26 protein-coding genes are annotated in these 25,240 nt (G+C 67.6%); 10 read left to right on the forward strand and 16 right to left on the reverse strand.

All coding sequences use genetic code 11. The features are described 5' to 3' along the window. Positions 1-28: 28 nt before the first annotated feature. The 6 genes from PIB44_RS05105 to PIB44_RS05130 all read right to left on the reverse strand — a co-directional run bounded on the left by PIB44_RS05105 (position 29) and on the right by PIB44_RS05130 (position 4,416). Positions 29-1,069, reverse strand: coding sequence for a glycerophosphodiester phosphodiesterase (locus tag PIB44_RS05105; protein ID WP_278070652.1), 1,041 nt, complete (start codon positions 1,067-1,069; stop codon positions 29-31). A gap of 256 nt (positions 1,070-1,325) precedes the next feature. Next, entirely contained in the window at positions 1,326-2,132 is an 807-nt protein-coding gene (locus PIB44_RS05110) for an inositol monophosphatase family protein (protein WP_278070653.1), read from the reverse strand. Between the two features lie 132 nt (positions 2,133-2,264). Then, the gene (gene efp / locus PIB44_RS05115; protein WP_025978197.1) at positions 2,265-2,831 is read right to left on the reverse strand and encodes an elongation factor P; all 567 of its coding nucleotides are present in this window, start codon (positions 2,829-2,831) and stop codon (positions 2,265-2,267) included. A 128-nt stretch (positions 2,832-2,959) separates the two neighbouring features. Continuing rightward, positions 2,960-3,505 (reverse strand): TspO protein, encoded by a 546-nt coding sequence (locus tag PIB44_RS05120; protein WP_278070654.1) that lies wholly within the window; start codon positions 3,503-3,505, stop codon positions 2,960-2,962. A 63-nt stretch (positions 3,506-3,568) separates the two neighbouring features. Continuing rightward, on the reverse strand, positions 3,569-4,069 hold the full coding sequence (gene bfr / locus PIB44_RS05125; protein ID WP_025978199.1) for a bacterioferritin: 501 nt from the start codon (positions 4,067-4,069) through the stop codon (positions 3,569-3,571). Between the two features lie 161 nt (positions 4,070-4,230). Further along, complete coding sequence (locus PIB44_RS05130; RefSeq protein ID WP_025978200.1) at positions 4,231-4,416, reverse strand: (2Fe-2S)-binding protein; 186 nt, start codon at positions 4,414-4,416, stop codon at positions 4,231-4,233. 117 nt (positions 4,417-4,533) lie between these two features. Between PIB44_RS05130 and thiE the strand changes: the two genes are divergently transcribed. The 3 genes from thiE to PIB44_RS05145 all read left to right on the forward strand — a co-directional run bounded on the left by thiE (position 4,534) and on the right by PIB44_RS05145 (position 7,939). Then, positions 4,534-5,193: a thiamine phosphate synthase gene (thiE, locus tag PIB44_RS05135; protein ID WP_278070655.1), complete on the forward strand. Its 660-nt coding sequence runs from the start codon at positions 4,534-4,536 to the stop codon at positions 5,191-5,193. 85 nt (positions 5,194-5,278) lie between these two features. Continuing rightward, a complete protein-coding gene (locus PIB44_RS05140; protein WP_278070656.1) occupies positions 5,279-6,955 on the forward strand; it encodes a sensor histidine kinase in 1,677 nt (558 codons plus the stop codon). Between the two features lie 60 nt (positions 6,956-7,015). After that, a complete protein-coding gene (locus PIB44_RS05145) occupies positions 7,016-7,939 on the forward strand; it encodes a hypothetical protein (RefSeq protein WP_278070657.1) in 924 nt (307 codons plus the stop codon). Between the two features lie 3 nt (positions 7,940-7,942). Here the strand turns inward: PIB44_RS05145 and PIB44_RS05150 are convergent, their stop codons facing one another. The 4 genes from PIB44_RS05150 to PIB44_RS05165 form a co-directional block, all read right to left on the reverse strand. Then, the gene (locus PIB44_RS05150; RefSeq protein ID WP_278070658.1) at positions 7,943-8,278 is read right to left on the reverse strand and encodes a VOC family protein; all 336 of its coding nucleotides are present in this window, start codon (positions 8,276-8,278) and stop codon (positions 7,943-7,945) included. A 232-nt stretch (positions 8,279-8,510) separates the two neighbouring features. Beyond that, entirely contained in the window at positions 8,511-9,023 is a 513-nt protein-coding gene (gene eco, locus PIB44_RS05155) for a serine protease inhibitor ecotin (RefSeq protein ID WP_278070659.1), read from the reverse strand. 46 nt (positions 9,024-9,069) lie between these two features. Then, positions 9,070-10,260, reverse strand: a complete 1,191-nt coding sequence (locus PIB44_RS05160) for a thiolase family protein (RefSeq protein WP_278070660.1) — start codon at positions 10,258-10,260, stop codon at positions 9,070-9,072. A gap of 74 nt (positions 10,261-10,334) precedes the next feature. Beyond that, the gene (locus PIB44_RS05165) at positions 10,335-11,171 is read right to left on the reverse strand and encodes an acyl-CoA thioesterase (protein ID WP_278070661.1); all 837 of its coding nucleotides are present in this window, start codon (positions 11,169-11,171) and stop codon (positions 10,335-10,337) included. 166 nt (positions 11,172-11,337) lie between these two features. Between PIB44_RS05165 and PIB44_RS05170 the strand changes: the two genes are divergently transcribed. After that, entirely contained in the window at positions 11,338-11,832 is a 495-nt protein-coding gene (locus PIB44_RS05170; protein WP_025978208.1) for a winged helix-turn-helix transcriptional regulator, read from the forward strand. Between the two features lie 3 nt (positions 11,833-11,835). On the opposite strand, the gene mnmA is transcribed toward PIB44_RS05170, so the two are convergent. From mnmA to PIB44_RS05195, 5 genes are all read right to left on the reverse strand, one after another. Beyond that, positions 11,836-13,002 carry a tRNA 2-thiouridine(34) synthase MnmA gene (gene mnmA, locus PIB44_RS05175; protein WP_278070960.1) on the reverse strand — a complete coding sequence of 389 codons (1,167 nt, stop codon included), beginning with the start codon at positions 13,000-13,002 and terminating at the stop codon, positions 11,836-11,838. A 177-nt stretch (positions 13,003-13,179) separates the two neighbouring features. Beyond that, entirely contained in the window at positions 13,180-13,464 is a 285-nt protein-coding gene (sciP, locus tag PIB44_RS05180; RefSeq protein ID WP_025978210.1) for a CtrA inhibitor SciP, read from the reverse strand. A gap of 186 nt (positions 13,465-13,650) precedes the next feature. Beyond that, on the reverse strand, positions 13,651-15,099 hold the full coding sequence (locus PIB44_RS05185; protein WP_278070662.1) for a flagellar hook protein FlgE: 1,449 nt from the start codon (positions 15,097-15,099) through the stop codon (positions 13,651-13,653). Between the two features lie 12 nt (positions 15,100-15,111). Then, positions 15,112-15,858, reverse strand: coding sequence for a flagellar hook assembly protein FlgD (locus PIB44_RS05190; RefSeq protein ID WP_134580213.1), 747 nt, complete (start codon positions 15,856-15,858; stop codon positions 15,112-15,114). A 2-nt stretch (positions 15,859-15,860) separates the two neighbouring features. Continuing rightward, on the reverse strand, positions 15,861-17,288 hold the full coding sequence (locus tag PIB44_RS05195) for a flagellar hook-length control protein FliK (protein ID WP_278070663.1): 1,428 nt from the start codon (positions 17,286-17,288) through the stop codon (positions 15,861-15,863). Positions 17,289-17,694: 406 nt separating this feature from the next. On the opposite strand from PIB44_RS05195, the gene flgK reads away from it, so the two are divergent. The 6 genes from flgK to PIB44_RS05225 all read left to right on the forward strand — a co-directional run bounded on the left by flgK (position 17,695) and on the right by PIB44_RS05225 (position 24,415). Further along, positions 17,695-19,785: a flagellar hook-associated protein FlgK gene (flgK, locus tag PIB44_RS05200; RefSeq protein ID WP_278070664.1), complete on the forward strand. Its 2,091-nt coding sequence runs from the start codon at positions 17,695-17,697 to the stop codon at positions 19,783-19,785. Further along, a complete protein-coding gene (locus PIB44_RS05205) occupies positions 19,782-20,729 on the forward strand; it encodes a flagellin (RefSeq protein ID WP_134580219.1) in 948 nt (315 codons plus the stop codon). The genes flgK and PIB44_RS05205 overlap by 4 nt, the downstream gene beginning before the upstream one ends. Positions 20,730-20,925: 196 nt before the next feature. Next, positions 20,926-22,044, forward strand: a complete 1,119-nt coding sequence (locus tag PIB44_RS05210) for an ABC transporter permease (protein ID WP_278070665.1) — start codon at positions 20,926-20,928, stop codon at positions 22,042-22,044. Next, on the forward strand, positions 22,041-22,835 hold the full coding sequence (locus tag PIB44_RS05215) for an ABC transporter ATP-binding protein (RefSeq protein WP_278070666.1): 795 nt from the start codon (positions 22,041-22,043) through the stop codon (positions 22,833-22,835). Before PIB44_RS05210 ends, PIB44_RS05215 begins: the two co-directional genes overlap by 4 nt. A gap of 15 nt (positions 22,836-22,850) precedes the next feature. Continuing rightward, complete coding sequence (locus PIB44_RS05220; protein ID WP_025978217.1) at positions 22,851-23,789, forward strand: MlaD family protein; 939 nt, start codon at positions 22,851-22,853, stop codon at positions 23,787-23,789. Further along, positions 23,786-24,415: an ABC-type transport auxiliary lipoprotein family protein gene (locus tag PIB44_RS05225; RefSeq protein WP_278070667.1), complete on the forward strand. Its 630-nt coding sequence runs from the start codon at positions 23,786-23,788 to the stop codon at positions 24,413-24,415. Before PIB44_RS05220 ends, PIB44_RS05225 begins: the two co-directional genes overlap by 4 nt. Before the next feature lie 174 nt (positions 24,416-24,589). On the opposite strand, the gene PIB44_RS05230 is transcribed toward PIB44_RS05225, so the two are convergent. Beyond that, the gene (locus tag PIB44_RS05230) at positions 24,590-25,240 is read right to left on the reverse strand and encodes a 3-oxoacid CoA-transferase subunit B (RefSeq protein ID WP_278070668.1); all 651 of its coding nucleotides are present in this window, start codon (positions 25,238-25,240) and stop codon (positions 24,590-24,592) included.

Genomic DNA, 25,240 nt, shown 5'->3' on the forward strand with positions numbered 1-25,240 from the left:
CCTCCCCATTTCATGGGGAGGAAAGGCGTCAGCGCGCGTTTATGGCGACCGCAGGAAAATCGCTGAATACAGCGTCGACGCCCAGCGCGTAGATCGCCTTCAGCCAGCCCGTCAGGTCGCCGTGGTCGGCGGGCGCTGTGCCCCTGCGATACTGCACGGGCAGGAACAGATTCTCGGCCCTAAAAGTCCAGACCACGACCTTCAAGCCCGCCGCATGGGCGTCAGCCGTCAGGGACGACGGCCCTAGCGCGCGCCCTTTGTCGTCGCGCGGCACGACCATCAGGTCCTGAACCCCGATGGCGTCAGCGTAGCGGGCGACTTCGGCCAGTCCCCTCGGCGTCGTCATCTCAGTGTAGGTCGCGCCGGGCCGGTCGGCGGGGCCGCCGCTCGATTGCATCAATTGCAGCAGCGGCGCGTCGATGCGCGCCGCCAGCCGCTCCAGAGTCCCGACCTCAAAGCACTGGATCAGGAGGGGGGCGTCCGCGCCGGTCAGGCTGTGGCGCTCCAGCGCCGCGACGAAGGCGTCCTCCATCGGCAGGTTCAGGGCGGCGAAATGGCTGGGGTGCTTCAGCTCGGGCGCGACGCCGATGACGCGGCCGGTGCGGGCGCTGGCGTCGCGGGCGATGGCGACCACTTCCTCGAAGGTTAGGATCGGCTCCTGGCCATCGAAGGCGGCCGAGGCGGGGCGCAGGGCGGGCAGACGCTCGCGCGCGCGCAGGGTCTTCAACTCGGCCAGGGTAAAGTCTTCGGTGAACCAGCCGGTTACGGGGCGGGCGTCCACCTCGCGGGTTGTGCGGCGCGCGGCGAACTCGGGGTGATCGGCGACGTTGGTGGTCTCGCCGATCTCGTTCTCGTGGCGGACGAGCAGGTGGCCGTCGCGGGTCATGACCAGGTCCGGCTCGATGAAGTCCGCGCCCTGTTCGATCGCCAACTCATAGGCGGCGCGGGTGTGCTCCGGCCGTTCGCCCGAGGCGCCGCGGTGGGCGATGACGGTAGGTTTGGCGGAGGGAGCGGACATGGCCGGTTGGCTCGACGACAGGATGGCGGCGGTCAGGATGGCGGCGATCATGCGCGAAGGGTAGGGGCCGCACGTGACAGGCGCGTGATCGCGTGACCCTCTCCCGGCGGGAGAGGGCTTGAGCGCACGAGAGCCGAAGGCGATCGTTCTTGCGCGAAAGGGTGAGGGGCTTGTCCTGTCAGCCGGCGTGAGCCGTGGCGCGGCGGCTTACGCCGACTTTCGCCGCGAACCCTCACCCTTTCGCCTTAGCCAATCGCTTCGCTCTTGGAGGCTCAAGCCCTCTCCCATCGGGAGAGGGGTGCACGTCTCACGACTCGCGCAGGATCTTGCGCAGCTTGGCCTGGATGTCGGGGTTTCCGGCGACGATCTGCTTGCCGTTCATCGGATCGCCGTCCTGGTCGATGGTGGTGACGACGCCCCCCGCCTCTGTGACCAGCAGGATGCCCGCCGCCACGTCCCACGGCTGCAGGTTGCGCTCGAAATAGGCGTCGTAGCGGCCCGCCGCGACCCAGGCGAAGTCCAGCGATGCGGCGCCCAGACGGCGGATGCCCGCGACGCGCTGGCCCACGGCGTGGATGTCCTTGATGGCCTGGCCGTGGCCGGTCTTGCCGATGAAGGGCAGGCCGGTGGCGATCAGGCACTCGGCCATGTCGGCGCGCCCGGCGGTGCGGATGCGCGTGTCGTTCAGGTAGCAGCCCTTGCCCTTTTCGGCCCAGAACATCTCGTTCATGACCGGGTTGTAGGTGACGCAGGCGACGATCTCGGCCGTGCCGTCGGGGTGCTTGCGCTCCAGGCCCACCGTGATGGCGAAGTGGGGCATGGCGTGCATGAAGTTGGTGGTCCCGTCGATCGGGTCGACGATCCAGGTGTGGGTCTTGTCGGTTCCCTCGATCATGCCGCGCTCTTCGCCCAGGAAGCCGTAGCCCGGGCGGGCCTTCAGCAGCAGTTCGAACAGGGTCTGTTCCGCCTTGATGTCGGCGGCGGTGACGAAGTCGCCGGGGCCCTTGCGGGACACCTGCAGCTGGGACACCTCGCCGAAATCCCGAAGCATCGGGCGGGCGGTCTTGCGGACGGCGTCCATCATGACCTGGAGCAGGGCGGAAGCGAGGGCCATAGGCAGTTCTCCTGATCCGTCGATCCTCAAAAGGCCGGTGGCCCGGATGGACGGAGAAGCAAAAGGGGCGCGGACCATCCGCGCCCCTGTAGTCTTAACTTGCCCGACCTTGGCCGGGAAAGGCGGTGTTTTTTAGTCCGCGCGGCGGACGTATTCGCCGGTCGAGGTGTCGACGACGATCTTCTCGCCGGTCGACATGAAGGGCGGGATCATGACGCGGATGCCGTTCGAAGCCTTGGCGGGCTTATAGGACGACGAGGCGGTCTGGCCCTTCACGGTGGGCTCGGTCTCGACGACTTCCAGAACGACCTGTTCCGGCAGTTCCAGACCGATCGGACGCTCTTCGTGCGACTCGATGACGACCTTCATGCCTTCCTGCAGGTAGGGGATGCGGTCTTCGCCGACCCAACCCTTTTGGAGTTCGATTTGCTCGTAGGATTCGTCGTCCATGAAGACGAGCGTTTCGCCGTTGTCGAACAGGTAGGAGTAGTCGCGCTGTTCCAGCGTGACGCGCTCGACCTTGTCTTCCGAGCGGAAGCGTTCGTTCAGCTTGTTGCCGGTCTCGAGGTTCTTGGCCTCGACGTTGGCGAAGGCGCCGCCCTTGCCGGGCTTGACGTGGCTGGCCTTGGTGACGACCCACAGGCCGCCGTTGTGTTGCAGGACCATGCCGGGCTTGATGGTGTTGGCGTTGATTTTCATGAGAACCGTAGGGCTCGTTGCTGGGGGGCGGCTGGCGCCGACCGCCAGAGCGTGGCGCGCCAAATCGCCGCGAGCCCTAGAGGATAAGGCGAAAAAGGGCAATGGCGCGGGCGCCGCCGCGCGTTGTTTCAGGTCGGGCCGTCCAGGCTGCGCTCAGCCCGATTGGCCAGACGCACGCCGATGCCGGTCGGCGCCGCCAGCTTGGCTGCGCCGGGGTCGAGCTTGCGCGCTTCATGGGCGAAGGCGGCGGCCAGGCCGGCTGAGGACATGGCGGCCAGAATTTGGGTCCAGCGCCTGGTCGGGCGGGCGGCCAGCCAGACGGCGTTGACCGCCTGGGCGACGGCCCACAGGCCCATGGCGGCGTTGCGGCCGGGCCGGGCCGGCGCGTTCCACACGCGCAGAGCCGACAGGGTCGTGGCCGAAAAGACGGCGGGCAGGATCAGGCTGAACGGCCCGCGCGGGCGCTCGGTGATCGGGCCTTCGCGCTTTCGGGCGCCGGTCAGGCTGCGGGCTTGCGGGGGCACGGCGCGGGTGGCCACCACGGTAGCCGCCAGGGCGAAGCCGACGGTAACCGCCGCGCCCAGGGCGACGTGCCGCCAGTCGCGGCCTTCAGCATTGAGGAAATCCGCTGCGTGATCGCGGGCGGCGTCGAGGGCGTCATCCATGCTGGTCATGCAGCCAAAACAACCGGGCGCGGCGGACGTTCCCGCTCGCTGACGCCGCGCCCGGCCTTTGGATCAATTGCCGGTGGCGGCGCCGTCGGTGACGATTTCCTTCATGGCCGACTGCAGATAGTTCTGCGCGCCCATCAGTTGGATCAGGCTGTGCTGGTTCTCCAGGAAGTCCACGTGCTCTTCGGTGTCGGCCAGGATCTTCATCAGCAGGTCGCGGCTGACGTAGTCGCGGGCCTGCTCGCACTGGGTGACGGCGTCGCGTGTCGTCGCGCGGCTGTCGATCTCCAGTTGCAGGTCGGCGCCCAGGCACTCGATCGGATCTTCGCCGACCTTCAGCTTGTGCAGGTCCTGCAGGTTGGGCAGGCCGTCCAGGAAGAGGATGCGTTTGATCAGCATGTCGGCGTGCTTCATCTCGCCGATCGATTCTTCGTAGATGACGTTGCCGAGGTGGCTGAGGCCCCAGCTTTCGAACATGCGGGCGTGCAGGAAGTACTGGTTCACCGCCGTCAGTTCGTTGGTCAGCACCGCATTGAGGGTGCGGATGATCGCGGGATCGCCCTTCATGGTCGTCGTCCTTTAAAAGCAGCGGCGAGTCGGTCTTGACGCAAGACCGAGCCTCGGGACCGCCCGTGACGACTACATACCACGGCTTTGCCGTCGCAGCTTATTTGCGAGTTTTTATCACTGCATTGATAATGCGAGTGAAATCCGCTTTCAAAAAGGGATTATTCCGCCGCCATGGCGAAGGCGGACTGCTGCTCCTGGATCATCTGGCGCATCTCGCACACGCATTTGGCGCATTGCGGCGCGCACTGGTGGCTGGCGAAGATGTCCTTCGGGCGGCTAGCGCCCGCCTCGATGGCGAGGGCGACGTCACGCTGGCGGAGACCGTTACAGTTGCAAACGTACAAGGCGAGGCACCCGGAACTTGAGAATGGCTCGCTATAGCATCTATTAAGGCGGGTGCAAATCATTCTCATGCGCTCTGCGACATTGACGCCGTCGGCGTCGGAGGGCAGGGCGGTGTCATGGCTCGTCAACCGCAAATTCCCGCCCGTCCGCCCTGCCGGCTGTATCTGATCACGCCCTCGGCCCTGCCGGACCTGGAAGCCTTCGCCGTCCAGCTGGAGGCCGCCCTGTCCGCCGGCGACTGCGCCGCCGTGCAACTGCGGCTGAAGGAGGCCTCCGACGATGAGATCCGCGCCGCCGTCGCCCGGCTGAGGCCGATCTGCCAGGCGCACGACGTGGCTCTGATCCTGAACGACCGCCCCGATCTGGCCCGCGCTACGGGCTGCGACGGCGTTCACGTCGGCCAGGAAGACGCGTCGCTTGCCGACGCGCGCCGGATCATGGGCGAGGACGCCATGATCGGCGTCACCTGCCATGACAGCCGCCACCTGGCGATGGAGGCGGCCGAGGGGGGCGCCGACTACGTCGCCTTCGGCGCCTTCTACCCCACGCAGACCAAGGACGTCGTGCACCACGCCGAGCCGGATATCCTGACCATCTGGCAGGAAACCATGGAGACGCCCTGCGTCGCCATCGGCGGGGTGACGGTCGAGAACGCCGGCAGGCTGGCGGCGGCGGGCGCGGACTTCGTGGCGGTTAGCGCTGGCGTGTGGCTGCATCCCGATGGCCCCGCAGCGGCCGTGCGCGCCTTCAACGAGGTGCTGAGCGCCGCATCCTGAAGTCCCGCGTCGATTTCAGAGGATGTTTAGGAACATCGATCAAGATCAGGTCCCGAGACTCTAATTCTGGGCCGGATTGATGAGCATGAGCCGCGCGCTCCACAGGAGTGAGGTCGCACTGGAAGCGACAGCGAAGGGGGCGATCGGGGTTGAAACCCAGGTCCCGCCCAACGCTGATTTCTTCCGCCAGCCGCTGGCGCCCATCCTGACGGCCCTGGGCGTCGCGATCCTGGTGGTCTTGGCGATCAGCTTCGCTCGCACCAACGGACTGATCGCCGGCTTGTGGGGCGCAGGCGGGCTGGCGATGGCCGCCTGGCTGCGCAGCGGCCGCGGTCTTCAATACGATTTGGGTTTCGGCGCCGTTGTGGCGGCGGGAGTGTTCGCGGGCGAGATACTGGCCGGAAACCCTTTGTGGCTTTCGGCCCTGTTCACCCTGAGCAATGTGCTGGAAATCGTGCTTGCGGTCGTGCTGACGCGCCGAATGGTGACGGGCCTGCACGTCGATAGCGTCCAGGGGCTAGCCCGGTTTTGGACCATATGCGCCATCGCCCCTCTTCCGGCGGCGTTGCTGGGCTGTGTGGCTGTGGCGAACGTCGGCGGACAGGATTCCCTCGACGCCTTCCGCATCTGGTGGAGCGGCCACGCCCTTGGATTCGCCGTGATCGGCGTCGTCGGGCTGAGCCTGCGCAAGGCGCATTGGCAAGTGTTGAAGCAACCGGCGCGACTGGCCGAAGGTCTCGGCCTCGGCGCCCTGCTCGGGGGAGCCTGCTATGCGCTCTTTTCCCATCTTAGCCTGCCGTTCGGCTTCTTGCTGCTGCCCTTGATCCTGCTCGCAGCGGTGCGGTTCCGCGTCATTGGAGCCGCATGGGCTCTGTTAGTGGTGTCGGTGGTCGCGATCGGCGGCACGATGGCCGGGCACGGGCCCTATCATCAGTTCGCAGCCGAGGATCGCGCCCTGTTGGCGCAGCTTCTGGTGCTGCTGGGCTATATGCCGATCCTCGTGGTCGCCGCCCTGCTCGAGGAGCGCGACCAACTGATGCAGCGCGCCAAGGAGGGACGACTGCGCGCCGAACGAGCATCGGCCGCCAAGTCTCGGCTGCTGGCTAATGTGGCTCATGAGATCAAGAGCCCCGTCGGCGGCGTCATCGGCATCGGCGAACTGTGGGCGGGCGGCCATCTGGGCCAGGTGACGGACAGCCAGGTCGAAATGGCGCAGATGCTGGTCAAGACGGCGCGCCAGATCGAGGCGCTGACGCATGATCTGCTGGATGTGGCGCGCGCCGAAGCCGGGGCGGTCAAGGTCGACCTGCGGCCGACCGAGGTCAGCGGCGTACTGGAAGACGTGCGCCGGTCCATGGCGCTGTTGCCAGAGGCGGAAGGCCTGCGGATCGACGTGATCGCCGATGGCGACGCCCTGGTGGCGATGGCCGACTCCCAGCGACTGACGCAGGTGGTCGGCAATCTGGCCAGCAACGCCATGAAATACGGCGCGTCGGGCGGGGTGGTCATTCTGCGGGCGGCATGGAGCGGCGACCGCATCCGCATTGAGGTGATCGATCGGGGGCCGGGCCTGTCGGAAGACAAGCAGGCTCAGCTTTTCGAGCCGTTCAACCGCCTGGGCCTGGATCGCTCCAGTATCGAGGGGCACGGCGTCGGCCTGACGCTGGCCAAGCGGCTGGTCGAACTGCAGGGCGGCGATATCGGCGTGCATTCCGTGGTCGGGCAAGGGGCGACGTTCTGGGTGGAGATCCCGGGCGTCTGAGACAGCTCCGCTGATATGGCCGCTTGACCCGGCGCGGCCCGGGCCGCCAATGTCAGAGCCATGAAAGCCGCTCTCGTCGCCCTGTCGCTTATCGCCCCGCTGGCGGTCGTTGCGACCCCCGCCGCCGCCCAGCAGGACCCGGACGAGCGCGCTCGCATCGAAGAACTGACCCGCCGCCTGAACGGCGCCCCGCCCGTTCCGCAATCGACGGCGCCGTCACGCCCCGCCTCGGCGCCTGCGACCCACGCATCTGCGACCCAGACATCTGTGGCCCAGACATCTGTGACCCAGGCCCCGGCCGGGCCTGCCGCCCGCCAGGACCCGGAAGAACGCGCCCGGATCGAAGAACTGACCCGTCGCCTAAACGGCGCTCCGCCAAGGGCTGGGCCGGGACCTGTCTCCCCGCCGCGCCCGACCCCGGCGCCTGCGCCCCAGCGCGTCGAGCCGATCCGGCGTCCGCCCGCCTCTGCGCCCGCACCGGCCGCCGTCCAGCCCCAATCTCAGCCCCGCCCGGCGCAACCCGCCCAGGAGGCGCCGGTTCGACGATCGACGACGACCCAGGCGCCGTCCGCCTCGGCCGCGCCGGCGACGCCGAGGCCCGCACCGTCTGCGCCCGCGCCGCAAGGTCTGAGCGCCGCAGAGCGGGCGGCTCTTCCGTTCCGCATCGACCTGCCGCCGGGCTTCCAACTGGTCGAGGGCCGGTCGGGCCCCAACGCTCACGTCTATTCGGCGCGCAAGGCGGGCAAGACCTATCTGATGGTCTACGCCGGGCCGTCGTCGCAGTTTCCCATCTATGACGGCGAGCAGGTGACGGCCGGCGGCCGCATCTCCGTGGTGACGACCGAAGGGCCGCGTCGCATCGCGATGGAACACCTCTTCCAGCGCTCGGCGCAACCCGCCGAGATCCACGTCTGGGTGATGGCCCAGGACGGCGCCGATCGCGACGAGGCCGAGCGCATCGCCCAGACGGTGGACCCGAAATAGGCTCTAGTTTTCGGACCAGACGGCCAGTTCGTTGCCGGACGGGTCGCGGAAGTGGAAACGACGCCCGCCGGGGAAGGCGAAGATGGCGTGGGTGATCGCGCCGCCCGCCGCCTCGACCTTAGCCTGCATGGCCTCCAGATCATGGGCATAGAGGATGGGCAGGGGCTTGGGCGTCATGGCGTCGGGGGTGAAGCCGCCGTCCAGCCCCTCGCTGAACGCCGCATAGTCCGGGCCATAGTCCTGGAAGCGCCAGCCGAACGCCTCGGCGTAAAACGCCTTGTGCGCCGCCAGATCCGTCGCGGGCAGTTCGAGATAATCCAGCTTGCCGTCTTCGCGCATGGCGACTCTCCGAGAGAAATGGAGACGGACGCTTGCACGACGGCCGACTATGCGCAAACCTGCAAACGATTCGCAAACGCAGGAGTTGGCCCATGATCGTTCTGAGCGCCGGATGCGCCTGCCTGGCCTCGCTGATGCAGCGGGATGCGAACGGAAGACGCGGGCCTGATGCAGAACGGGCGCCGATCGAACCCGACCGACGCCCGCGTCTGATTTCAAAGAACGGCGGCGATCAGCGCGCCATCTGGGTCTCGCCTGCGCGCCACACGCGATAACGCACCTCGACGTCCGACGGGGCGTAGACCACCACGGGCAGGCGCGAGTTATAGCGGATCAGCGGCTGTTCCTGCGTCGTCACAAAGGCTTGGCGCTCAGAACCCGGAGGGCAGCCCATCAGGGTGCTGGCCGCGTTCCCCAGGGCAGGCAGGACATAGTAGTCGTAGCCCCAGCCCTCGGCGGTGCGGGTTTCAAGGCGGCCGCCGAAGAACTGACGGTTGCAGTCGACCGTCTGGGTCTTGCCTAGGATCAGTTCGACCTTCAGCGCGTCCTCGTCCGACCGGGGCGGAAGGTTGATCACGTGGCGGGTCTGACCCGCCGTCGCGGCCGGGAAGGCCTTGAGGTCAGCGGAACCGGCCTGGCCGGCGACAGTGTCGTTCTGGGGCATGGCGCCTTCCGCCTGGGCCGTGGCGCAGGCGGCGACGCCGAGAACGGCGACGCCGGCGGCGAGCAGGGCAGGGAGTTTCAAGGGGGAGGTCTCCACAGTTAGCTGGGCCGCGGACAACGCCACAGGATCAGGGCAGTTCCACGGCCATGGCCACAGCTTCGCCGCCGCCGATGCACAGCGAGGCCACGCCCTTCTTGCCGCCGCGCGCCTGCAGCGCCGCCAGCAGGGTGGACAGGATGCGTGCGCCGGACGCGCCGATAGGGTGACCCAGGGCCGTGGCGCCGCCGTTGACGTTCAGCTTGTCGCGGTTGATGCCCAACTCCTGTTGGGCGATCATGGCGACGACGGCGAAGGCCTCGTTGACCTCCCACAGGTCGACGTCCTCGACCGACCAGCCCGCCTTCTTCAGCGCCTTCTGCATGGCCGGGACCGGGGCGGTGGTGAACAGGCCCGGCTCGTGGGCGTGGGCGGCGTGGGCGGCGACGCGGGCGACGATGGGCAGGCCCAGGGCCTTGGCAGTGCTCTCGCGCGTCATGACCAGGGCGGCGGCGCCGTCCGAGATCGAAGAGGCGTTGGCGGCGGTGATGGCGCCGTCCTTGGTGAAGGCGGGACGCAGGGTCGGGATCTTGGCGGCGTCGGCCTTGCCGGGCTGTTCGTCCTCACTGACCGTCACCGGGCCCTTGCGGGTGGCGACTTCGACCGGGACGATCTCGGCCTTGAAGGCGCCCGAGGCGATGGCGGCCTTGGCGCGGGTCAGGCTCTCGATGGCGTATTCGTCCATCTGCTCGCGGGTGAACTGATACTGGGCCGCCGCATCCTCGGCGAAGACGCCCATGGCCTTGCCGGGCGAATAGGCGTCCTCCAGGCCGTCCATCATCATGCTGTCGACGATGACGTCGTGGCCGATGCGGGCGCCGCCGCGGTGCTTGTTCATCAGGTAGGGGGCGCCGGTCATCGACTCCATGCCGCCCGCGACGATGACTTCGGCCGTGCCGGCCAGCAGGGCGTCGTGCGCCATCATGGCCGCCTGGAGCCCTGAGCCGCACATCTTGTTCACCGTCGTCGCCTCGACGTGTTTGCCGAGGCCTGCGCCGATGGCGGCCTGGCGCGCGGGGGCCTGACCCAGGCCGGCGGGCAGGACGCAGCCCATGAAGATCTGGTCGACCTTTTCAGGCGCGACGCCTGCGCGCTCGACAGCGGCCTTGACCGCGACAGCGCCCAGATCGGTGGCCTTGACCGGCGACAGCGCGCCCTGGAAGCCGCCCATCGGCGTGCGGGCGAAGGAGCAGATGACGACGGGATCAGCGGCGGCGGTCATGAGGGGCGTTTCCGTAAGTGAATCGTTTCGCGGGGGATTAGGGGAGGCGAAGGCCCGCTGGCAAGCGGGGCGGCTTACAGCAGCTTGCGGCGCTGGCGGGCCAGGGCCAGCGGGCGGCCGTCTGCGCCCCAGGCGATGGCCTCGTCCACCGACCAGCCCAGGCCGTGGTCCAGCAGGCGGTATTCGAAGAAGGCCCAGCCGTCGGGCGCATTGTCGGGCGTCGGATCGTTTAGAAAGTCGCAGCGCAGATCCACCGTCGTCATCATCGGCGGCGCCTTGAAGGCCGTCCAGGCGGGCGGATAGAGGGCGTCGAGCAGGTAGCACATCCGCAGTTCGTCCAGCGGCGCCCCGTCTTTCACCCGCATCCAGACCCGCTCGACGACGGGCTTGGCTTCATTGCCGCCCAGGATGTTGGGGCCGCCGTCAAAGCGATAGTCGACGTGCTGCGAGAAGCGCGGCGCCATCGGGCCGCTGATGCCCGGCGCGTCCTTCAGGCTGTCCAGCGAGGGCGGCGTCGCCAGCAGCGGCGTCAGAGGCGCGGGCGTGGGGCCGTCGGCGCCATAGGTGGCGCTGGCGTGATGGGTCAGCCTTGATCCCTGCCCGCCCTCGACCACGGCATAGGCGACGTTTCGGCCGCCGCGCAGCATCCGCGGCCGAAACTGCAACGGCTGGCCGTAACGGGCGGCGGCCAGATATTGGACCGTCAGACTGCGCAGCGGCGCCTCGATCCCCAGTCCCTGACGCATGGCCCCGGCGCACAAGGCCGCCAGCAGGCCGCCGAAGGGGAAGCCCGCTTCGGGCGGGGCGCTGATCGGGCCGTTGGAAAACTCGCCGGAGAGGCGGGCGGCCAGAACCCCTTCATCCTCGGGCGTCAGGCGGAAGGCGGCGTGGATCAGGTCGGCTTCGGTCATCACACAACATCGAAAAGCGGAGGCGGAACCTGCGACGGCGCCTCCCCCGAGTCGAGGGAAGGATATGGCCCGAGGGCGGCCATGTCCGTTGCAAATAGAAACTGACTGACTCCGTCGCGATTGGCAACCCTTGTCAAACGGCTGACGCGGGGTCACTTTCCGGGAAATGGGACGCACCGCCGATTATTCGCGCCAGAGCTGCTCGGTCGCCGCCACCCTCGAGGTGATCGGCGACCCGTGGACCATGCTGGTCATCCGCGACGCCTTCAACGGCGTCACCCGCTTCGAGCAATGGCAGGACCGGCTTGGCGTGGCGCGCAACGTCCTGGCCGCCCGATTGAAGTCGCTGGTGCGTCATGGCGTGCTGGAGCCGCGCCCCTATTCCGAGCGTCCTCCCCGCAACGAGTACGTGCTGACAGCCAAGGGCAAGGATCTGTACGGCGTGCTGGTCACCCTGAACGCCTGGGGCGCCAAGCATGTCTACGGCGAGGAGCCTTCGGGCATCATCCTGCGTCACAAGACCTGCGGCCATGACCTGCAGCCCCGCATCGCCTGCGGCTGCTGCAATGAGATGGTCCGACCGCGCGACGTCGAAGTCGTCTTCGCCGAGAACCGCGCGACCGTGGGCGAGGTCATGCCGGCCGATGACAAGGCGGCGTAGGCGTCAGACAGAAACCGCCGTGGTGGACGCGATAAATCCGCCGCCCAGCACGCGCTCATCGTCGGCCGGGTCGTACAGGACGCAGGCCTGGCCAGGGGCGACGCCTTCCTCGCCCTGATCGAACACCACCTGAACGGCGTCATCTGCAAAGGCCAGACGGGCCGGGGAGGGCTGGCGCGTGGAGCGGACGCGGGCCAGCACCGGGGCGCCGTCGCGGGCGGCCTCCTCAATGGTGGCCTGGTCGCCCAGCCAGTTGGTTTCCTCCAGCGTCAGGCGCGCGGTCAGCAGGGCTTCGCGCGGGCCGACGATGACCCGGCGGTTGTCGGGGTCCAGCTTGACCACGAACAGAGGCTCGCCCACGGCGACGTTCAGCCCCCGGCGCTGGCCGATGGTGTAGTCGGTGATGCCCGAATGGCGGCCCAGAACCCGGCCGTCCATGTGGACGATGTCGCCGGCCTCGCGCCCCTGCGGGCGCAGGCGGTCGATCAGAGTGCGGTAGTCGCCGGTGGGAACGAAGCAGATGTCCTGGCTATCCGGCTTGGACGCGATTCGCAGGCCCAGCGACGCGGCGACGCCCCGCACCTGGGGCTTCTCCAGATCGGCCAGGGGGAAGCGCAGATAGTCGAGCTGATCCTGGGTCGTGGCGAACAGGAAGTAGGACTGGTCGCGCGAATGATCGACCGCCTTGCGCATCTGCGAGCGGTTGCCGTGGGTCGCGCGGCGGACGTAGTGGCCGGTCGCCATGGCTTCGGCGCCCAGATCGCGCGCGACGTCCAGCAGGTCGCGGAACTTCACCGTCTGATTGCAGCGGATGCAGGGGACCGGCGTTTGGCCCTTCAGATAGGAGTCGGCGAATTGGTCGATCACCGCGTCCTTGAACCGGCTCTCGTAGTCGAGGACATAGTGTGGAATGCCGATCAGATCGGCGGCCAGACGGGCGTCGTGAATGTCCTGACCGGCGCAGCAGGCGCCCTTCTTCTTCAACGCCTCGCCGTGGTCGTAGAGCTGAAGGGTCACGCCCACCACGTCATAGCCCGCCTTGTGCAGCAGGGCCGCGACGACGGTGGAGTCCACCCCGCCGGACATGGCGGCGACCACGCGAGCGCCCTGCGGCAGGCCCACGGCCAGTCGCACGCTCTCGATCGCGGCGTCCATGTCGGCTTGCGACATGGGGGCGATGTCGGGAACAGGGCAGAGGATGTCGTCGGTCAGGGCGTCCATAGTCATCGCCGCCATTTAGGCCTTAAGGCGCGCGATTTCGAGGCCTGGCTTAAAACGATGGCGCGCCAATGAAAAAGACCGCCCCGTTTCTGGAGCGGCCGTGATCATGCGGTCAGGCGAAACAGCCTAGTCGCGGTAGCTCTGGATGCGCGTGGTGCGCAGGCCCTGCATGCCCCATTTGTCGATGGCCTTCTGCCAGGCCAGGAACTCCTCGGCCGTCAGTCGATACTTCTCCAGGGCGTCTTCCAGGCTGATCAGCCCGCCGCGCACCGCGGCCACCACCTCGGCCTTGCGCCGGATGACCCAGCGGTTCGTGTCCGAGGGCGGAAGGTCGCGCAGGGTCAGGGGCGTGCCCGTCGGCCCGACCACGTACTGTTCGCCGTTACTGTTAAGGCGTCGCTCTTGCAGCATGGGCTTAAGCCTCTCTCACCACCACCATAGACGCGCAGGCTAGGCCCCCGCCCGCTAAAGGGCGTTTAAGCGTCGTGGTGAAGGAATGGCTAAGACGCATCCGTCCGGCCGGGCGCCTTCCGCGCCGCCTAAAGGAAGGATTCATCGAGTCTAACGAGACCTTGCTCATGGATTCCTGTTGGCCGATCAGCGCTTGATGTTGATCAGCTCCGCCAGCATCTCGTCGGCGGTGGTGATGATCTTGGACGAGGCCGAATAGGCGCGCTGGGTGGTGATCAGGCCGGTGAACTCCGTCGACAGGTCGACGGTCGAGGCTTCCAGCTGTTGCGCGCCCAACAGGCCTGCGCCACCCGTGCCGGGGGCCTTCAGGTTGAAGGTGCCGGAGTTCTGGCTGACCCGGAAGGCGTTGCCCGCCACTTCGGTCAGGCTGTCGGCGCTGGGGAAGGTGGCCAGGGCGACCTGGGCGATCTTGCGCATGACGCCGTTGTCGAAGATGGCGGTGACGAAGCCGGCCTCGTCGATCTTCACCTCGGTCAGGTTCCCGAAGGCGGTGCCGTTCGTATAGGTAGCCTGGACGATGGAGGTGCTGTCGTACTGCGTAAGGCCGCCAGTGGAAGCGCCCAGATCAATGGCGATGGTCTGGCTGGCGACGCCTAGATCGGTGTCCCACAGCACGTCCGGCGTCGGCGCGCCGGGGATCGGCGGCGTCGGCGGCGTCGTCGGCGAGGCGCCCAGCGTGATGGTGGCGTTGGTGGCGTCGGGGAACAGGGCGGCAGGCCCGGTGAAGGACGTATCCAGGCGCCCGTCCTGGGTAAATTTGACGATGCCGCTCTTTATCGGGGCGTTGACGGTCATGGGGGTGCCGTCGGCATTCATGACCTTGCCGGCAGGTCCATAAATTTCCGCGTGCCATTCGTTCGGGTTGGCGCCCTTCAGGAAGGCGACCGTCAGGTTCTGTTGACCGCCTTTGGAATCCGACACCGGAATGGAGATTTCGAAGTCAGGCTTGACCCCGACCGGCGGCACGGCGTCCGCCTTGTAGGCGGCCATGGTTTCGCCCGCGGCGTATCGCGCCAGAGCGGCGGCGTCGGGCTCGATGCTGGATTTCAGGTTGGCGTTCAGGCTGACACGGGTGGTCGGTTCGGCGGCGCCGCCGACCGAGCCGACGTTGATGGTGCGCAGGCGGCTCATGTCCGAGGGGTCGGCGTTGACCGTGCCGTCGCTGGCCACGGGCCAGCCCTGAAGATACAGGCCCGAGGTGTTCTGCAGATAGCCCAGGTCGTCGATCTTGAACGCCCCGGCGCGGGTGAACAGGCGCGCGTCCGACAGGGCTAGGTTCTCGGACTTTTCCGTCACGACGAAGAAGCCCTGGCCGGCGATGGCCAGGTCGGTGCCCGAGGTCGTGCGCTGAAGTTGGCCCGCCTGGCTGATGAAGTGACGGGCGGTCGCCTGAACCCCGCCGGCGGAATAGCCGACGCCCTGGGTCTGGGCGTTGACGACGGTGGAGAACTCCGTCGCCGCACGCTTGTAGCCGACCGTGTTCACATTCGCGATGTTCTGCGAGATCGTCGAAAGGGCCGCGGCGTTCGCGGTCAGGCCGGACACGCCGGCCAGCATGGCGCCGTTGATGCTCATGGCTGGGGTTCCTTACGAGAGAAGATTGAAGGGGTTGAGTTTCGAAGCCAAGGCGCTGAGCGCGCCTGCGTCCTCGTTGGAATCGGGTTTGGCGGCGGCCTTCTGCTCCTCCAGCGCAATCAGGCTGGACACCGGCATGATCGACTTGCCGATGACGACGAAGGGGGTGTTGTCGTACATCTCGACCCCGGTGACGCGGCCGCGGATCAGCACCTGGCTGCCGACATCCTTGCCCGCGCCGTCCTTGGCGACGACCTTCAGCGTATAGACGCCGCCATCGTCCACCTGGCCGCCGCCGGTGGTCTTTCCGTCCCACTTGAAGTCATGCAGGCCGTTGGTCTTGTCCGGGGCCGGGCCGCTCCAGACCACCTTGCCCGAGGCGTCCAGCACCTGAAGCGTGGCGTCGGTTGCATCGGCCGCCAGTTCATAGCTCCAGCTGGCTTCGCCGTCTTCGAAGCGTGTGGCGGACCAGACGGCGGTGGCGTCCTTGCCGATATAGGGCGCGGCGCCGGTCAGGCCGTCGCCCTGCTGAGCCTTCAGTAGACCGGTCAGCAGGTCGTTGGTCAGAAGCTGCTGCTCGACGCCCGCCATCTGGGTCAGCTGGGCGGTGAACTCGTTGGAGTCGACCGGCGACAGCGGGTCCTGATTCCTGAGCTGGGTGGTCAGCAGCGACAGGAAGGTCTGGAAGTTGGAGGCCAGCATCTGGCCTCCGGCGTTCACCCGGCCAGCGGCGTTGTTGGAGGAGACGGCGTCAACCATCGTCAGACCTTCAGATCGACGCGGTCAGGCGTCAGGGATAGGGATGTCCAGGCGCTGGGCGGCGGAACGACGGAATCGGCCTCTGCGGCCAGTCGGGCGGCGCCGGTGAAGGCGCGGCGGTCGGGTTGGCGCTCGAAGGCGCCGCCGCCGAAGCCGGACGAGGGATCGCGTTCAGCGAACTCCAGGTCGTCGCTCGACAGGTGAAGACCCGCCTCCATCAGCTGGCGGCGCAGTTCATCAGCGCGGGCGCGCAGGTCGGCGGCGGCCGCCGGGGTGTCGAAGGCCAGACGGGCCGTGACCTGACCGTCGGACTCGATCTCAAGGCTGACATCGACCCGGCCCAGGCCCTCGGGCGTCAACGCCATGTCGAAGCGGGTCGAGCGGCCGTCCAGCTTCTTGATGATCTGGGCGGCGATCTGGGCTGTGGTCTCGACCGTGGCGCGCGATAGCTGCGACAGGCCGAGGTCGCGCGACGCGGCAGACGCCTCGGGCCCGACCGTTTCGGCGAAGGCCGGGGGCGGAACCGGCGCGTCAGCGTCAGCCGAAGGCGCGGCGAGCGCGGGCGGGGGCGCGGTTGGCGCGGCAGGCGATGCTGCGGGGGAGGGGCGAGCGGCGGGCGCTGTGGCGGCCGCCGGATTATCGGTTGACGTCAGGCGCTCGGCCGACGACCGCTCCGAGCCGCCCTCCGCCGAGGCTGATGCTTGGATGGCTTCGCGCGCTGAGGCCAGTCGCTCTCCGGCGCCCGAGCGGAAGCCGGTCACGCCCGGCAGGGCGGGGATGGGGCTGGACGACGCAGGCGAGGCCGGGCGGGCCGGCGCCGAAGGCTCGGCCACCTCTTCGCCCTCTGCAGGCGCGGCGTCAGGCGGGGCTTCAGAATCTTCGGCGACGAGGAGAGGAGTCGTCTTAGCTGCGGCCACGGGGCCGGCCAGGGAGTCGGCCGCAGGCGCAGTCGCAGGGGGCGTCGCAGCGACCGCCGGACCGACGGGGGCCGAAAGGGCGGACGGCGAAAGTGCGGATGGAGCGATTGGCGCGGCGACGGGGGCCGCGTCTGCGTTCGGCGCCTCTGCTTCGGGCGACGCACCGGCGATTTGTTCTGGTACGGGCTGTTCGGGCGCGGGGGGCGCGTGCAGCGGCGCGCTGTCGCTTTCACCTGCCAGCGCCGGTTCGCTGACGGCCAGCTGTTGAGGCTCAGGCTTCGGAGCGAACCAGATCGGAATCATGACGACGGCCGCGCCCATGTCCTCAGGCTCAGTCTGTGCCGCGGGCGCCCTGACGGGCGAGGGAGCGGCGGCTGGGGCCTCGCCCGTTTCTTCCTTAAGCATCAGGTCCGCGAACATGGCGCTGTCCGCCGCCGCCTCGATCGAGGCGTCCGGGCCCGCGCCGTCGGGGGCGGCGGGCGTCAGGACAGACAGGATGCTGAGGGCGGACATGCGGAGGCAGGCGCTTTCGGTCGGTAGGGCGGCGCCTGCTGCGCCTGGGTCATTCGGCAAAGCCTCCGCAAGCCCCGGGCCAAATGCAGGTGTAGGCGCTAAGTCGTTGATATAAAGCAGGTTTCTATCTCGACGGCACGCTGCTAGCCCTCTCCAACGCCGGGCGCTTCTTGCCGCGCCTGTCGCTTTTTGCCGGGCGAAGACGGCGCCGCGCGAATTGGCCCGCGCCTTGCCTCCCTCACCTGTGAACGCACAGGGGCCGAATGCCGATGTCGAGGAAAATCAAAGAGATGGTCAGAAGACCCGCTCAATTCGCCGGGCAAGATCTGCACGCTTGCCTGCAAGGCTTGCCGAGCGCGCGCCCGTCGATCCGCCCATCGATCAGCCTGGGCGCAGGAGCCGTCTGATGTCCCTCAACTCGATCATGAACATCGCCACCTCAGGCATGAATGCGGCCCAGACGCAGCTGCGGGTGGTTTCGGACAACGTCTCCAACGTCAACACGCCCGGCTATGTCCGCAAGATCGCCGACCAGCAGTCATGGGCCAGTCAGGGCGTCGGCGCCGGCGTCGAGATCGCCCGCATCCGCCTGGCCACCGACCGCTTCCTGCAGGCGGCCAGCCTGAACGCCAGCGCCGACGCCGGGCGTCAGACGGTGCGCTATGAGCTGTATGACCGCATCCAGTCGATGTTCGGGGACCCCGGCGCCAACAGCGGTTTCTTCTCGCAGATCGACACCGTCTTCGCCGCCTTCGCCGCCTCGGCCGAAAATTCAACCTCAGGCCCCGCGCGTCAGGACGCCATCTGGAAGACCCAAGGCCTGTTCGACGAAGCGGCTCGCATCAACAGCCAGATTCAGTCGGTGCGCGAAGACGCCGACGCCCGCATCAAGAGCGCGGTCGAGACGGCCAACAGCCTGTTGGAGCAGATCGAAAAGCTGAACGTCGAGATCGCCAAGGCCACCGTGCTCAATGCGGACTCATCGGGCGCCCAGACGGCTCAGGCGGCCCTGATTGACCAGTTGTCCGGCCTGATGGACGTGCGCATCACCGCCCGCGCCGTGGGCGGGGTCGAAATCCGCACCGGCGCCGGCATCCTGCTGGCGGGGCAGGGGGCGGCCAAGCTGGACTATGTGCGCGCGGGCGCTGTCGCGGCCGAGACGGTGTTCAACGAGATCACGGTCATAGAGCCGCCTGCCGGAAAGGCCCGCTCTCTGGCCGAGGGTCTGGGGTCGGGCGAGATCAAGGGCCTGCTGGAACTGCGCGACGGCGAGGCCCCGGCCACGGCCGAGCGTCTGGCGGAACTGATGTCGCGGCTAGCGGATGAACTGAACCGGGCGCACAACGCCTCCTCGGCCGCGCCGCCGCCGAACAGCCTGACCGGGCGCAATGTGGGCCAGTCGCTGGAGACCGCGCTGGCGGGCTTCACCGGCCGGACCTCCATCGTCATCACCAATGATCAGGGCGTCGCCCTGCACAAGGTCGACCTGGATCTGGCGACGGCGAACCCGGCGACCTTCCTGGCCGATCTGAACGCCCAGCTGGGAACCAACGGCAGCGCCAGCTTCGTCGACGGGCGGTTGAAAATCGAGGGCGCCACGGGCACGGGGGTCGTGGTGGTCGACGACCCCGCCGCGCCGACGAACAAGGGCGGGCGAGGCTTTTCGCACTTCTTCGGCCTGAACGACCTGATCTCCACCGACCAGCCGGCGATGTACGAAACCGGCATGACGGGCGCGTCGCAGCATGGCTTCCCGGCGGGGGAGACCATCACCTTCCGCTTCAGCGATGCGGCGGGCGCCAAGCTGCGCGATGTCCAGGTGGCGGTCCCCGCGGGCGGCGACATGACCAGCCTGCTGGCCGCGCTGAACGATCCGATGACGGGCGCCGGACGCATGGGGACCTTCAGCCTCAATGCGGCGGGCGAGATGGCGTTCACGCCCCGGCCCGGTTCCGGAGCCCAGCTTTCGGTGCTGCAGGACCGCACCACTCAGGTTCCGTCCGGCGTATCGATGAGCGCCCTGTTCGGCCTCGGCGGGGCGCGCGCCTCGCGTGCGGACGCCTTTTCAGTCCGGGCGGACATTGTGCGTGATCCCGCGCTGATGGCCTTCGCCAAGGCGGACGCGACGGGCGGTCTGGGCACGGCCGTCGTCGGCCGGAACGACGCGCGCGGCGCCCGGCTTCTGGCCGCTGCGGGCGAGAACGCCACGACCTTCTCGGCGGCGGGCGGATCGGCGGGCGGCTCCATGTCGCTGTCGCGCCATGCGTCCGAGCTATCGGGCGAAATCGGCAGCCGCGCCGCGATGGCCAAGAACAGCGCCGTCAGCGCCACGGCGTTGGCCAAGGAGGCGACGGCGCGGCGAACCTCGGTCGAAGGCGTCAATCTGGACGAGGAACTGGTGCTGATGACCACCTATCAGCAAGCCTTTAACGCTTCGGCGCGTATGGTTCAGGCCGCCAAGGACATGTACGATATCCTGCTGGGGATGGTGCGATGACCCGCGTCTCGACCTTTGGAAACTACCAATCGGCCCTGTTGGACCTGATGTCGGCCCAGTCGCGCGCCGAGACGGCCCAGAAGAAGGTCAACACCCAGAAGAACGCCACCGATCTGGTCGGCTTCGGGCGGGGATCGGAAACGGTCAGCGCGCTGAAGTCCAGCCAGACCCGCATCCAGACCTTCATCGACACCAACAAGGCCGTCGCCGCCCGGCTGGAGACCCAGGACCTGGCGATGGACCGCGTCGCCGACGCCGCGACCGCCGCGCGCCAGGCCCTCGCCGACGCCATCGCGGCCGGACGCATGGACGCGCTGATGGGCTCGCTGGAAAGCCTGTTCATGGAGGCTCAGGACGGGCTGAACATGAAGCATCAGGGCAAGTATCTGTTCGGCGGCGGGGCTTCTGACCGCGCGCCCGTGGACCTGCCTGACATCCCAGGCCAGCCTGGCGCGACCATGATGGCCAAGCTGGCCGCTTTGCCTGATGAGAATGCGGCCTTCCGCAACGATCAACTGAAGCAATCGTCCTGGCTGGACGAGAACGTGTCGATGGACACCGGCTTCCTGGCCGACGCTATGGGGGCGGAGTTGTTCGCCATCTTCCGCGACATTCAGCTGGCCCATGAGGCGGCCCCGCTGGAAGGACAGATGACCGATGCACAGAAAGCCTTTCTGACGACGCAGATGGGGCGCTTCGAGGCGGCGGCGAAGGGCGTTGTCGAGCTGCAGGCCGCCAACGGCGGCATGCAGAACCGGGTGGACCGCCTGCTGGAGTCGCAGGAGGCGCGCAAGATCTCGGTCGACACTATCCTGTCGGGCAAGACTGACGCCAACATGGCCGAGGCGGTTGTGGAGCTGGAGATGGCCCAGGTCGCCCTGCAGGCTTCGGCCCAGGTGATCAGCCAACTGCGGCAGGTCTCGCTGCTGGACTATCTGCGCTAGGCCTTTGCTTTTCGACGCCTCTGAACAAAAATCGCCCCACGACGTTCACAAAGCTGCGCCGTGACGGGGGAGGGCTTGGCTTGCGCTCAGCAAGGCCGGAAGAGATCAAGAGTTGTCATCAGTCGTTGACGTCCGGTGAAAAGCATAGCTTTAAGCCGCGTAGGCGCGCGAACGGGCCTGTGTCAGTGTCGAACTCATGAAGCGGGCGGATTTCCAGATTGAGGATCAGCAGGACGGCCAGACGCGCTTGCGCCTGGCCGGGGACTGGTCGACCGTGTCCGTCGGCCGTCTCGGCGACCGGCTGATAGCCGAGCTTGACGGTCGGCCGGTCACGGTTCTGGACCTGGACGACCTCGGCCGTTTCGATACCGCGGGCGCTCTGGCGGTGGCTCAGGCCATGAGCAGACCCATTCCCGAATCCGCCTGGTCTGCACGGCCCGAAGCGGGTCGGCTGTACCGCATGGTGGCCCGGCTGGACTGTATGACGACCGAGCCGCCCCGCCGGGCGGCGCCAATGACGCGCGGCTTCGCCAAGGTCGGGCGGGGCGTCTACGATTTCGGCGCCGAGGCGATGTTGTCGCTTGCGTTCCTGGGCCGGCTGATGGCCGCCATGGTCACGACGCTGAAGCATCCCGGCAAGATCCGTTGGGCCGCCTGGTTCAGCCAAGCCCAGCGCACGGGGCTGGACGCCATTCCCATCGTGGTGGTGACCAACTTCTTCATTGGCGCAGTCGTGGCCTTCATCGGCGTGGACCTGCTGACCCAGTTCGGCGCGGGGGTCTTCTCGGTGCAGCTGATCGGCGTCGCCGTCTTTCGCGAGTTCGCCGTGGTGATCACGGCGGTGCTGCTGGCGGGCCGCTCGGCCTCGTCCTTCGCCGCCGAAATCGGCTCCATGCGCATGACGCAGGAGGTGGACGCCATGCGGGTGATGGGGGTCGATCCCTTCCAGGCCCTGGTCATTCCGCGTCTGGCGGCCCTGCTGGTCATGCTGCCCCTGCTGACCTTCCTGGCGATGGTGGGCGGGCTGCTGGGCGGGGTGCTGGTGTCCTGGAGCCAGCTAAACCTGGGCCCAGTCTTCTTCTTCCAGCGGCTGGTCGAGGACGGCTATATGCCGACCCACATGATGGTGGGCCTGATCAAGGCGCCCGTCTTCGCCCTCGTCGTCGCGGCTATCGGTTGCCGACAGGGCATGTCGGTAGCGGGGGATGTCGAAAGCCTGGGGCGCCGGGTCACGGCGGCCGTGGTGCAGGCCATCTTCGCCATCATCCTGCTGGACGCCGTCTTCGCCCTGATCTTCATCGAGCTGAAAATATGACGGCCGAGACGCGCAAACCGGACGACCGCGAGGCCGTCATTCAGGTGCGGGGCCTGCTCAGCCAGTTCGGCGAGCGGGTCATCCACCAGGACCTGGACCTGGACGTGATGCGTGGCGAAGTGCTGGGCGTCGTCGGCGGCTCCGGCACCGGCAAGACGGTGCTGCTCAACTCCATCATCGGCCTGAAAGAGCCTGAAGGTGGGGAAGTGCGTCTGTTCGGCGAGGACCGCAGCGCCATGACCAAGGAGGAGGCCGCCGCCGTCGAGCGCCGCACCGGCGTGCTGTTCCAGCAGGGGGCGCTGTTCTCCTCCCTGTCGGTGTTGGACAATGTCGCCTCGCCGCTGGTCGAACATACCCATCTGCCGAAGAACACGATCCGCGAACTGGCCGAGATGAAGGTCGCCATGGTGGGGCTCAAGCCCGAAGCGCTCTATTTGAAACCCGCTGAACTGTCGGGCGGGATGCGCAAGCGCGTCGGCCTGGCCCGCGCCCTGGCGCTGGACCCCGAGCTGGTTTTTCTGGACGAGCCGACGGCGGGGCTGGACCCCATCGGGGCGGCGGCGTTCGACGAGCTGATCCGTCAGCTGTCGGACGACCTGGGGCTGACCGTCTTCATGATCACCCATGACCTCGATAGCCTCTACGCCATCTGCGACCAGGTGGCGGTGCTGGCCGATAAACATGTGGTGGCCAAGGCGCCGGTCGCTGAGCTGGAACGCTCGGACCACCCCTGGATCAAGGAATACTTCCTGGGGCCGCGCGGACGCGCCGCCCACAAGACCGCGGCCTGAGGAGGACGCGAAACGATGGAAAGAGACGCTCATTACGCCGCCGTCGGCATCGCCACCGTCGCCCTTCTGGTGGCGCTGGCGGTTTTCACGATCTGGCTGGCGCGGCTGCAGTTCAACAAAGACTACGATGTCTATGACATCGTCTTCTACGGGCCCGTGCGCGGACTGTCGGAGGGCGGGGAAGTCCACTTCAACGGCATTCGCGTCGGCGAGGTGACCAACCTCAACCTTGACCCCAAGAAGGGCGATCAGGTCATCGCCCGCGTCCGCCTGAACGGCACGACCCCGGTGCGCGTGACCTCTCGCGCCCAGTTGGAGCCGCAGGGCATCACGGGCCTGAACTACATTCAGATCACGGCCGGCACGCCCGAGAGCGCCTTGCTGAAAGATCAATACCCCGACAATGTCGTGCCGGTGATCCAGAGCCAGCCCAGCCCCATCGCCGAACTGCTGAGCGGCTCGGGCACGGTGCTGGCTCAGACGGTGGACGCCCTGAACCGCATCAACCGGGTCATGTCCGACGACAACATCCGCAGTTTCTCGACCAGCGTGAAGAACGTCGAGGCCCTGACGGCCGAACTCGAAGCCCGCAAAGGCATGTTCCAGCAGCTTGAAGAGACGATCACCAAGGCCAACGCCGCTGTCGGCGAATATCAGGCCCTGGGCGTCAGCGCGCGTCAGATGATCGACACCGACGGCAGGCAGGCGATCGCCAATATCAACAAGGCGACGCAGGAGGCGCAGGCCGCCATCGCCTCCATCAACCGCTCGGCGACCGGACTGGAAGGGCCGCTGGGCGACTTCGGCACGCAGACGGTGCCGCAACTGAACGACACCATCCGCCAGTTGGATCAGGCGACGCGTTCGCTTCAGTCGCTGATCGACAATGTGCGTGAAAGCCCGCGCGACTTCATCGCCAAGGCGCCGTCCAAGGAAATCGAGGTGCAGCCGTGATCCGTTCCACTCTGATGATTGCGGCGGCGTCGGTCGCCCTGGCTGGCGCGCTGTCCGGGTGCGCCCTGCTGTCGTCGCCTGATCCGGTGCAGTTGTACCGCTTTGGCGGCGCCTCGGCCTTCGCCGGGACGGGAGCGACCTCGGCCTGTCCTGACGTTCATGTCGCCATGCGCCGCGTCGATTTCCCTGAGGCCGCGCGTGGCGACCGCGTGCTGGCCGTCACAGGGGCCGAGGCCGCCTATATCAAGGGCGCACGCTGGGTGTCTCCAGCCGAGACCCTGTTCGAGGAAGCCCTGCGCAACGCCTTTCTGGACGGGGCGACCTGCACGGTTCTGAGCGCCGGTCCGCTGAGGCGCGACGGCCTGTTGCTGAGCGTGGACGTCCGCCGGTTCGAGGCGACCTACGCCGCGCCGGGCGCCGTGCCGGATGCGAATATCGTCGTGCTGCTGCGCCTGGTTCGGCCGGGCGACCGCTCCATCGTGGCCGAAGACCGCATCTCGGTCAGCGAGAACGCCGGCGAGAACCGCCAGTCGGCCATCGTCGCCGCCTTCGACCGCGCCACGGCCGAGGCCAGCCGCCAGATCGTTGTCTGGACCGACCAGCAGGCCAGCCAGGCGACACAGTAGAATCCTTCTCCCCTTGGGGAGAAGGTGGCTCGCGGAGCGAGACGGATGAGGGGTAGGTCGGCTTCGCCCTCGATGTCAGCCGTCCTACACGTGGACACAGCCCCCTCATCCGAGCGCCTCCGGCGCCCACCTTCTCCCTCGAGGGGAGAAGGGAGGAACAGACGGGAAGTGGGCTCAGCCCACGCCCGGCGCCACCGTGTATTCGGCCTCGGTCTTGGCCGCGACCTCGTCCAGGGTCACGCCGTCGGCCAGTTCGATCAGCTCCAGCCCCGAACCGTCCGGCTTGACGTCGAACACCGCCAGATCGGTGATGATGCGGCTGACCACGCCCGTGCCGGTCAGCGGCAGGGTGCACTCCTTCAGAACCTTGGACTGGCCGTGCTTGTTGGCGTGCTCCATGACCACGACCACGCGCTTGACGCCCGCGACCAGATCCATGGCGCCGCCCATGCCCTTGACCAGCTTGCCGGGGATCATCCAGTTGGCGATGTCGCCGTTCTGGGCCACTTCCATGGCGCCCAGGATCGACAGATTGATGTGGCCGCCGCGGATCATGGCGAAGCTGTCCGCGGAGCTGAAATAGCTGCTCTCGGGGATCTCGGTGATCGTCTGCTTGCCGGCGTTGATCAGATCGGGGTCTTCTTCGCCCTCATAGGGGAAGGGGCCCATGCCCAGCATGCCGTTCTCGCTCTGCAGCGTGACGGTCATGCCCTGCGGGATGTAGTTGGCCACCAGCGTCGGGATGCCGATGCCCAGGTTCACATAGAAGCCGTCCTGCAGCTCCTTGGCGGCGCGATCAGCCAGTTGTTCGCGAGTGCGGGCCAT

The sequence above is a fragment of the Brevundimonas sanguinis genome, from assembly GCF_029636725.1.
Classification (GTDB): domain Bacteria; phylum Pseudomonadota; class Alphaproteobacteria; order Caulobacterales; family Caulobacteraceae; genus Brevundimonas; species Brevundimonas sanguinis.

Excerpts from the sequence above, each read along its gene's own strand:
- PIB44_RS05105 (WP_278070652.1), bottom strand. The coding sequence starts at position 1,069 with ATGATCGCCGCCATCCTGACCGCCGCCATCCTGTCGTCGAGCCAACCG.
- PIB44_RS05110 (WP_278070653.1), bottom strand. The coding sequence starts at position 2,132 with ATGGCCCTCGCTTCCGCCCTGCTCCAGGTCATGATGGACGCCGTCCGC.
- efp (WP_025978197.1), bottom strand. The coding sequence starts at position 2,831 with ATGAAAATCAACGCCAACACCATCAAGCCCGGCATGGTCCTGCAACAC.
- PIB44_RS05120 (WP_278070654.1), bottom strand. The coding sequence starts at position 3,505 with ATGACCAGCATGGATGACGCCCTCGACGCCGCCCGCGATCACGCAGCG.
- bfr (WP_025978199.1), bottom strand. The coding sequence starts at position 4,069 with ATGAAGGGCGATCCCGCGATCATCCGCACCCTCAATGCGGTGCTGACC.
- thiE (WP_278070655.1), top strand. The coding sequence starts at position 4,534 with ATGGCTCGTCAACCGCAAATTCCCGCCCGTCCGCCCTGCCGGCTGTAT.
- PIB44_RS05140 (WP_278070656.1), top strand. The coding sequence starts at position 5,279 with ATGAGCCGCGCGCTCCACAGGAGTGAGGTCGCACTGGAAGCGACAGCG.
- PIB44_RS05145 (WP_278070657.1), top strand. The coding sequence starts at position 7,016 with ATGAAAGCCGCTCTCGTCGCCCTGTCGCTTATCGCCCCGCTGGCGGTC.
- PIB44_RS05150 (WP_278070658.1), bottom strand. The coding sequence starts at position 8,278 with ATGCGCGAAGACGGCAAGCTGGATTATCTCGAACTGCCCGCGACGGAT.
- PIB44_RS05160 (WP_278070660.1), bottom strand. The coding sequence starts at position 10,260 with ATGACCGCCGCCGCTGATCCCGTCGTCATCTGCTCCTTCGCCCGCACG.
- PIB44_RS05165 (WP_278070661.1), bottom strand. The coding sequence starts at position 11,171 with ATGACCGAAGCCGACCTGATCCACGCCGCCTTCCGCCTGACGCCCGAG.
- PIB44_RS05170 (WP_025978208.1), top strand. The coding sequence starts at position 11,338 with ATGGGACGCACCGCCGATTATTCGCGCCAGAGCTGCTCGGTCGCCGCC.
- mnmA (WP_278070960.1), bottom strand. The coding sequence starts at position 13,002 with ATGTCGCAAGCCGACATGGACGCCGCGATCGAGAGCGTGCGACTGGCC.
- sciP (WP_025978210.1), bottom strand. The coding sequence starts at position 13,464 with ATGCTGCAAGAGCGACGCCTTAACAGTAACGGCGAACAGTACGTGGTC.
- PIB44_RS05185 (WP_278070662.1), bottom strand. The coding sequence starts at position 15,099 with ATGAGCATCAACGGCGCCATGCTGGCCGGCGTGTCCGGCCTGACCGCG.
- PIB44_RS05190 (WP_134580213.1), bottom strand. The coding sequence starts at position 15,858 with ATGGTTGACGCCGTCTCCTCCAACAACGCCGCTGGCCGGGTGAACGCC.
- PIB44_RS05195 (WP_278070663.1), bottom strand. The coding sequence starts at position 17,288 with ATGTCCGCCCTCAGCATCCTGTCTGTCCTGACGCCCGCCGCCCCCGAC.
- flgK (WP_278070664.1), top strand. The coding sequence starts at position 17,695 with ATGTCCCTCAACTCGATCATGAACATCGCCACCTCAGGCATGAATGCG.
- PIB44_RS05205 (WP_134580219.1), top strand. The coding sequence starts at position 19,782 with ATGACCCGCGTCTCGACCTTTGGAAACTACCAATCGGCCCTGTTGGAC.
- PIB44_RS05210 (WP_278070665.1), top strand. The coding sequence starts at position 20,926 with ATGAAGCGGGCGGATTTCCAGATTGAGGATCAGCAGGACGGCCAGACG.
- PIB44_RS05215 (WP_278070666.1), top strand. The coding sequence starts at position 22,041 with ATGACGGCCGAGACGCGCAAACCGGACGACCGCGAGGCCGTCATTCAG.
- PIB44_RS05220 (WP_025978217.1), top strand. The coding sequence starts at position 22,851 with ATGGAAAGAGACGCTCATTACGCCGCCGTCGGCATCGCCACCGTCGCC.
- PIB44_RS05230 (WP_278070668.1), bottom strand. The coding sequence starts at position 25,240 with ATGGCCCGCACTCGCGAACAACTGGCTGATCGCGCCGCCAAGGAGCTG.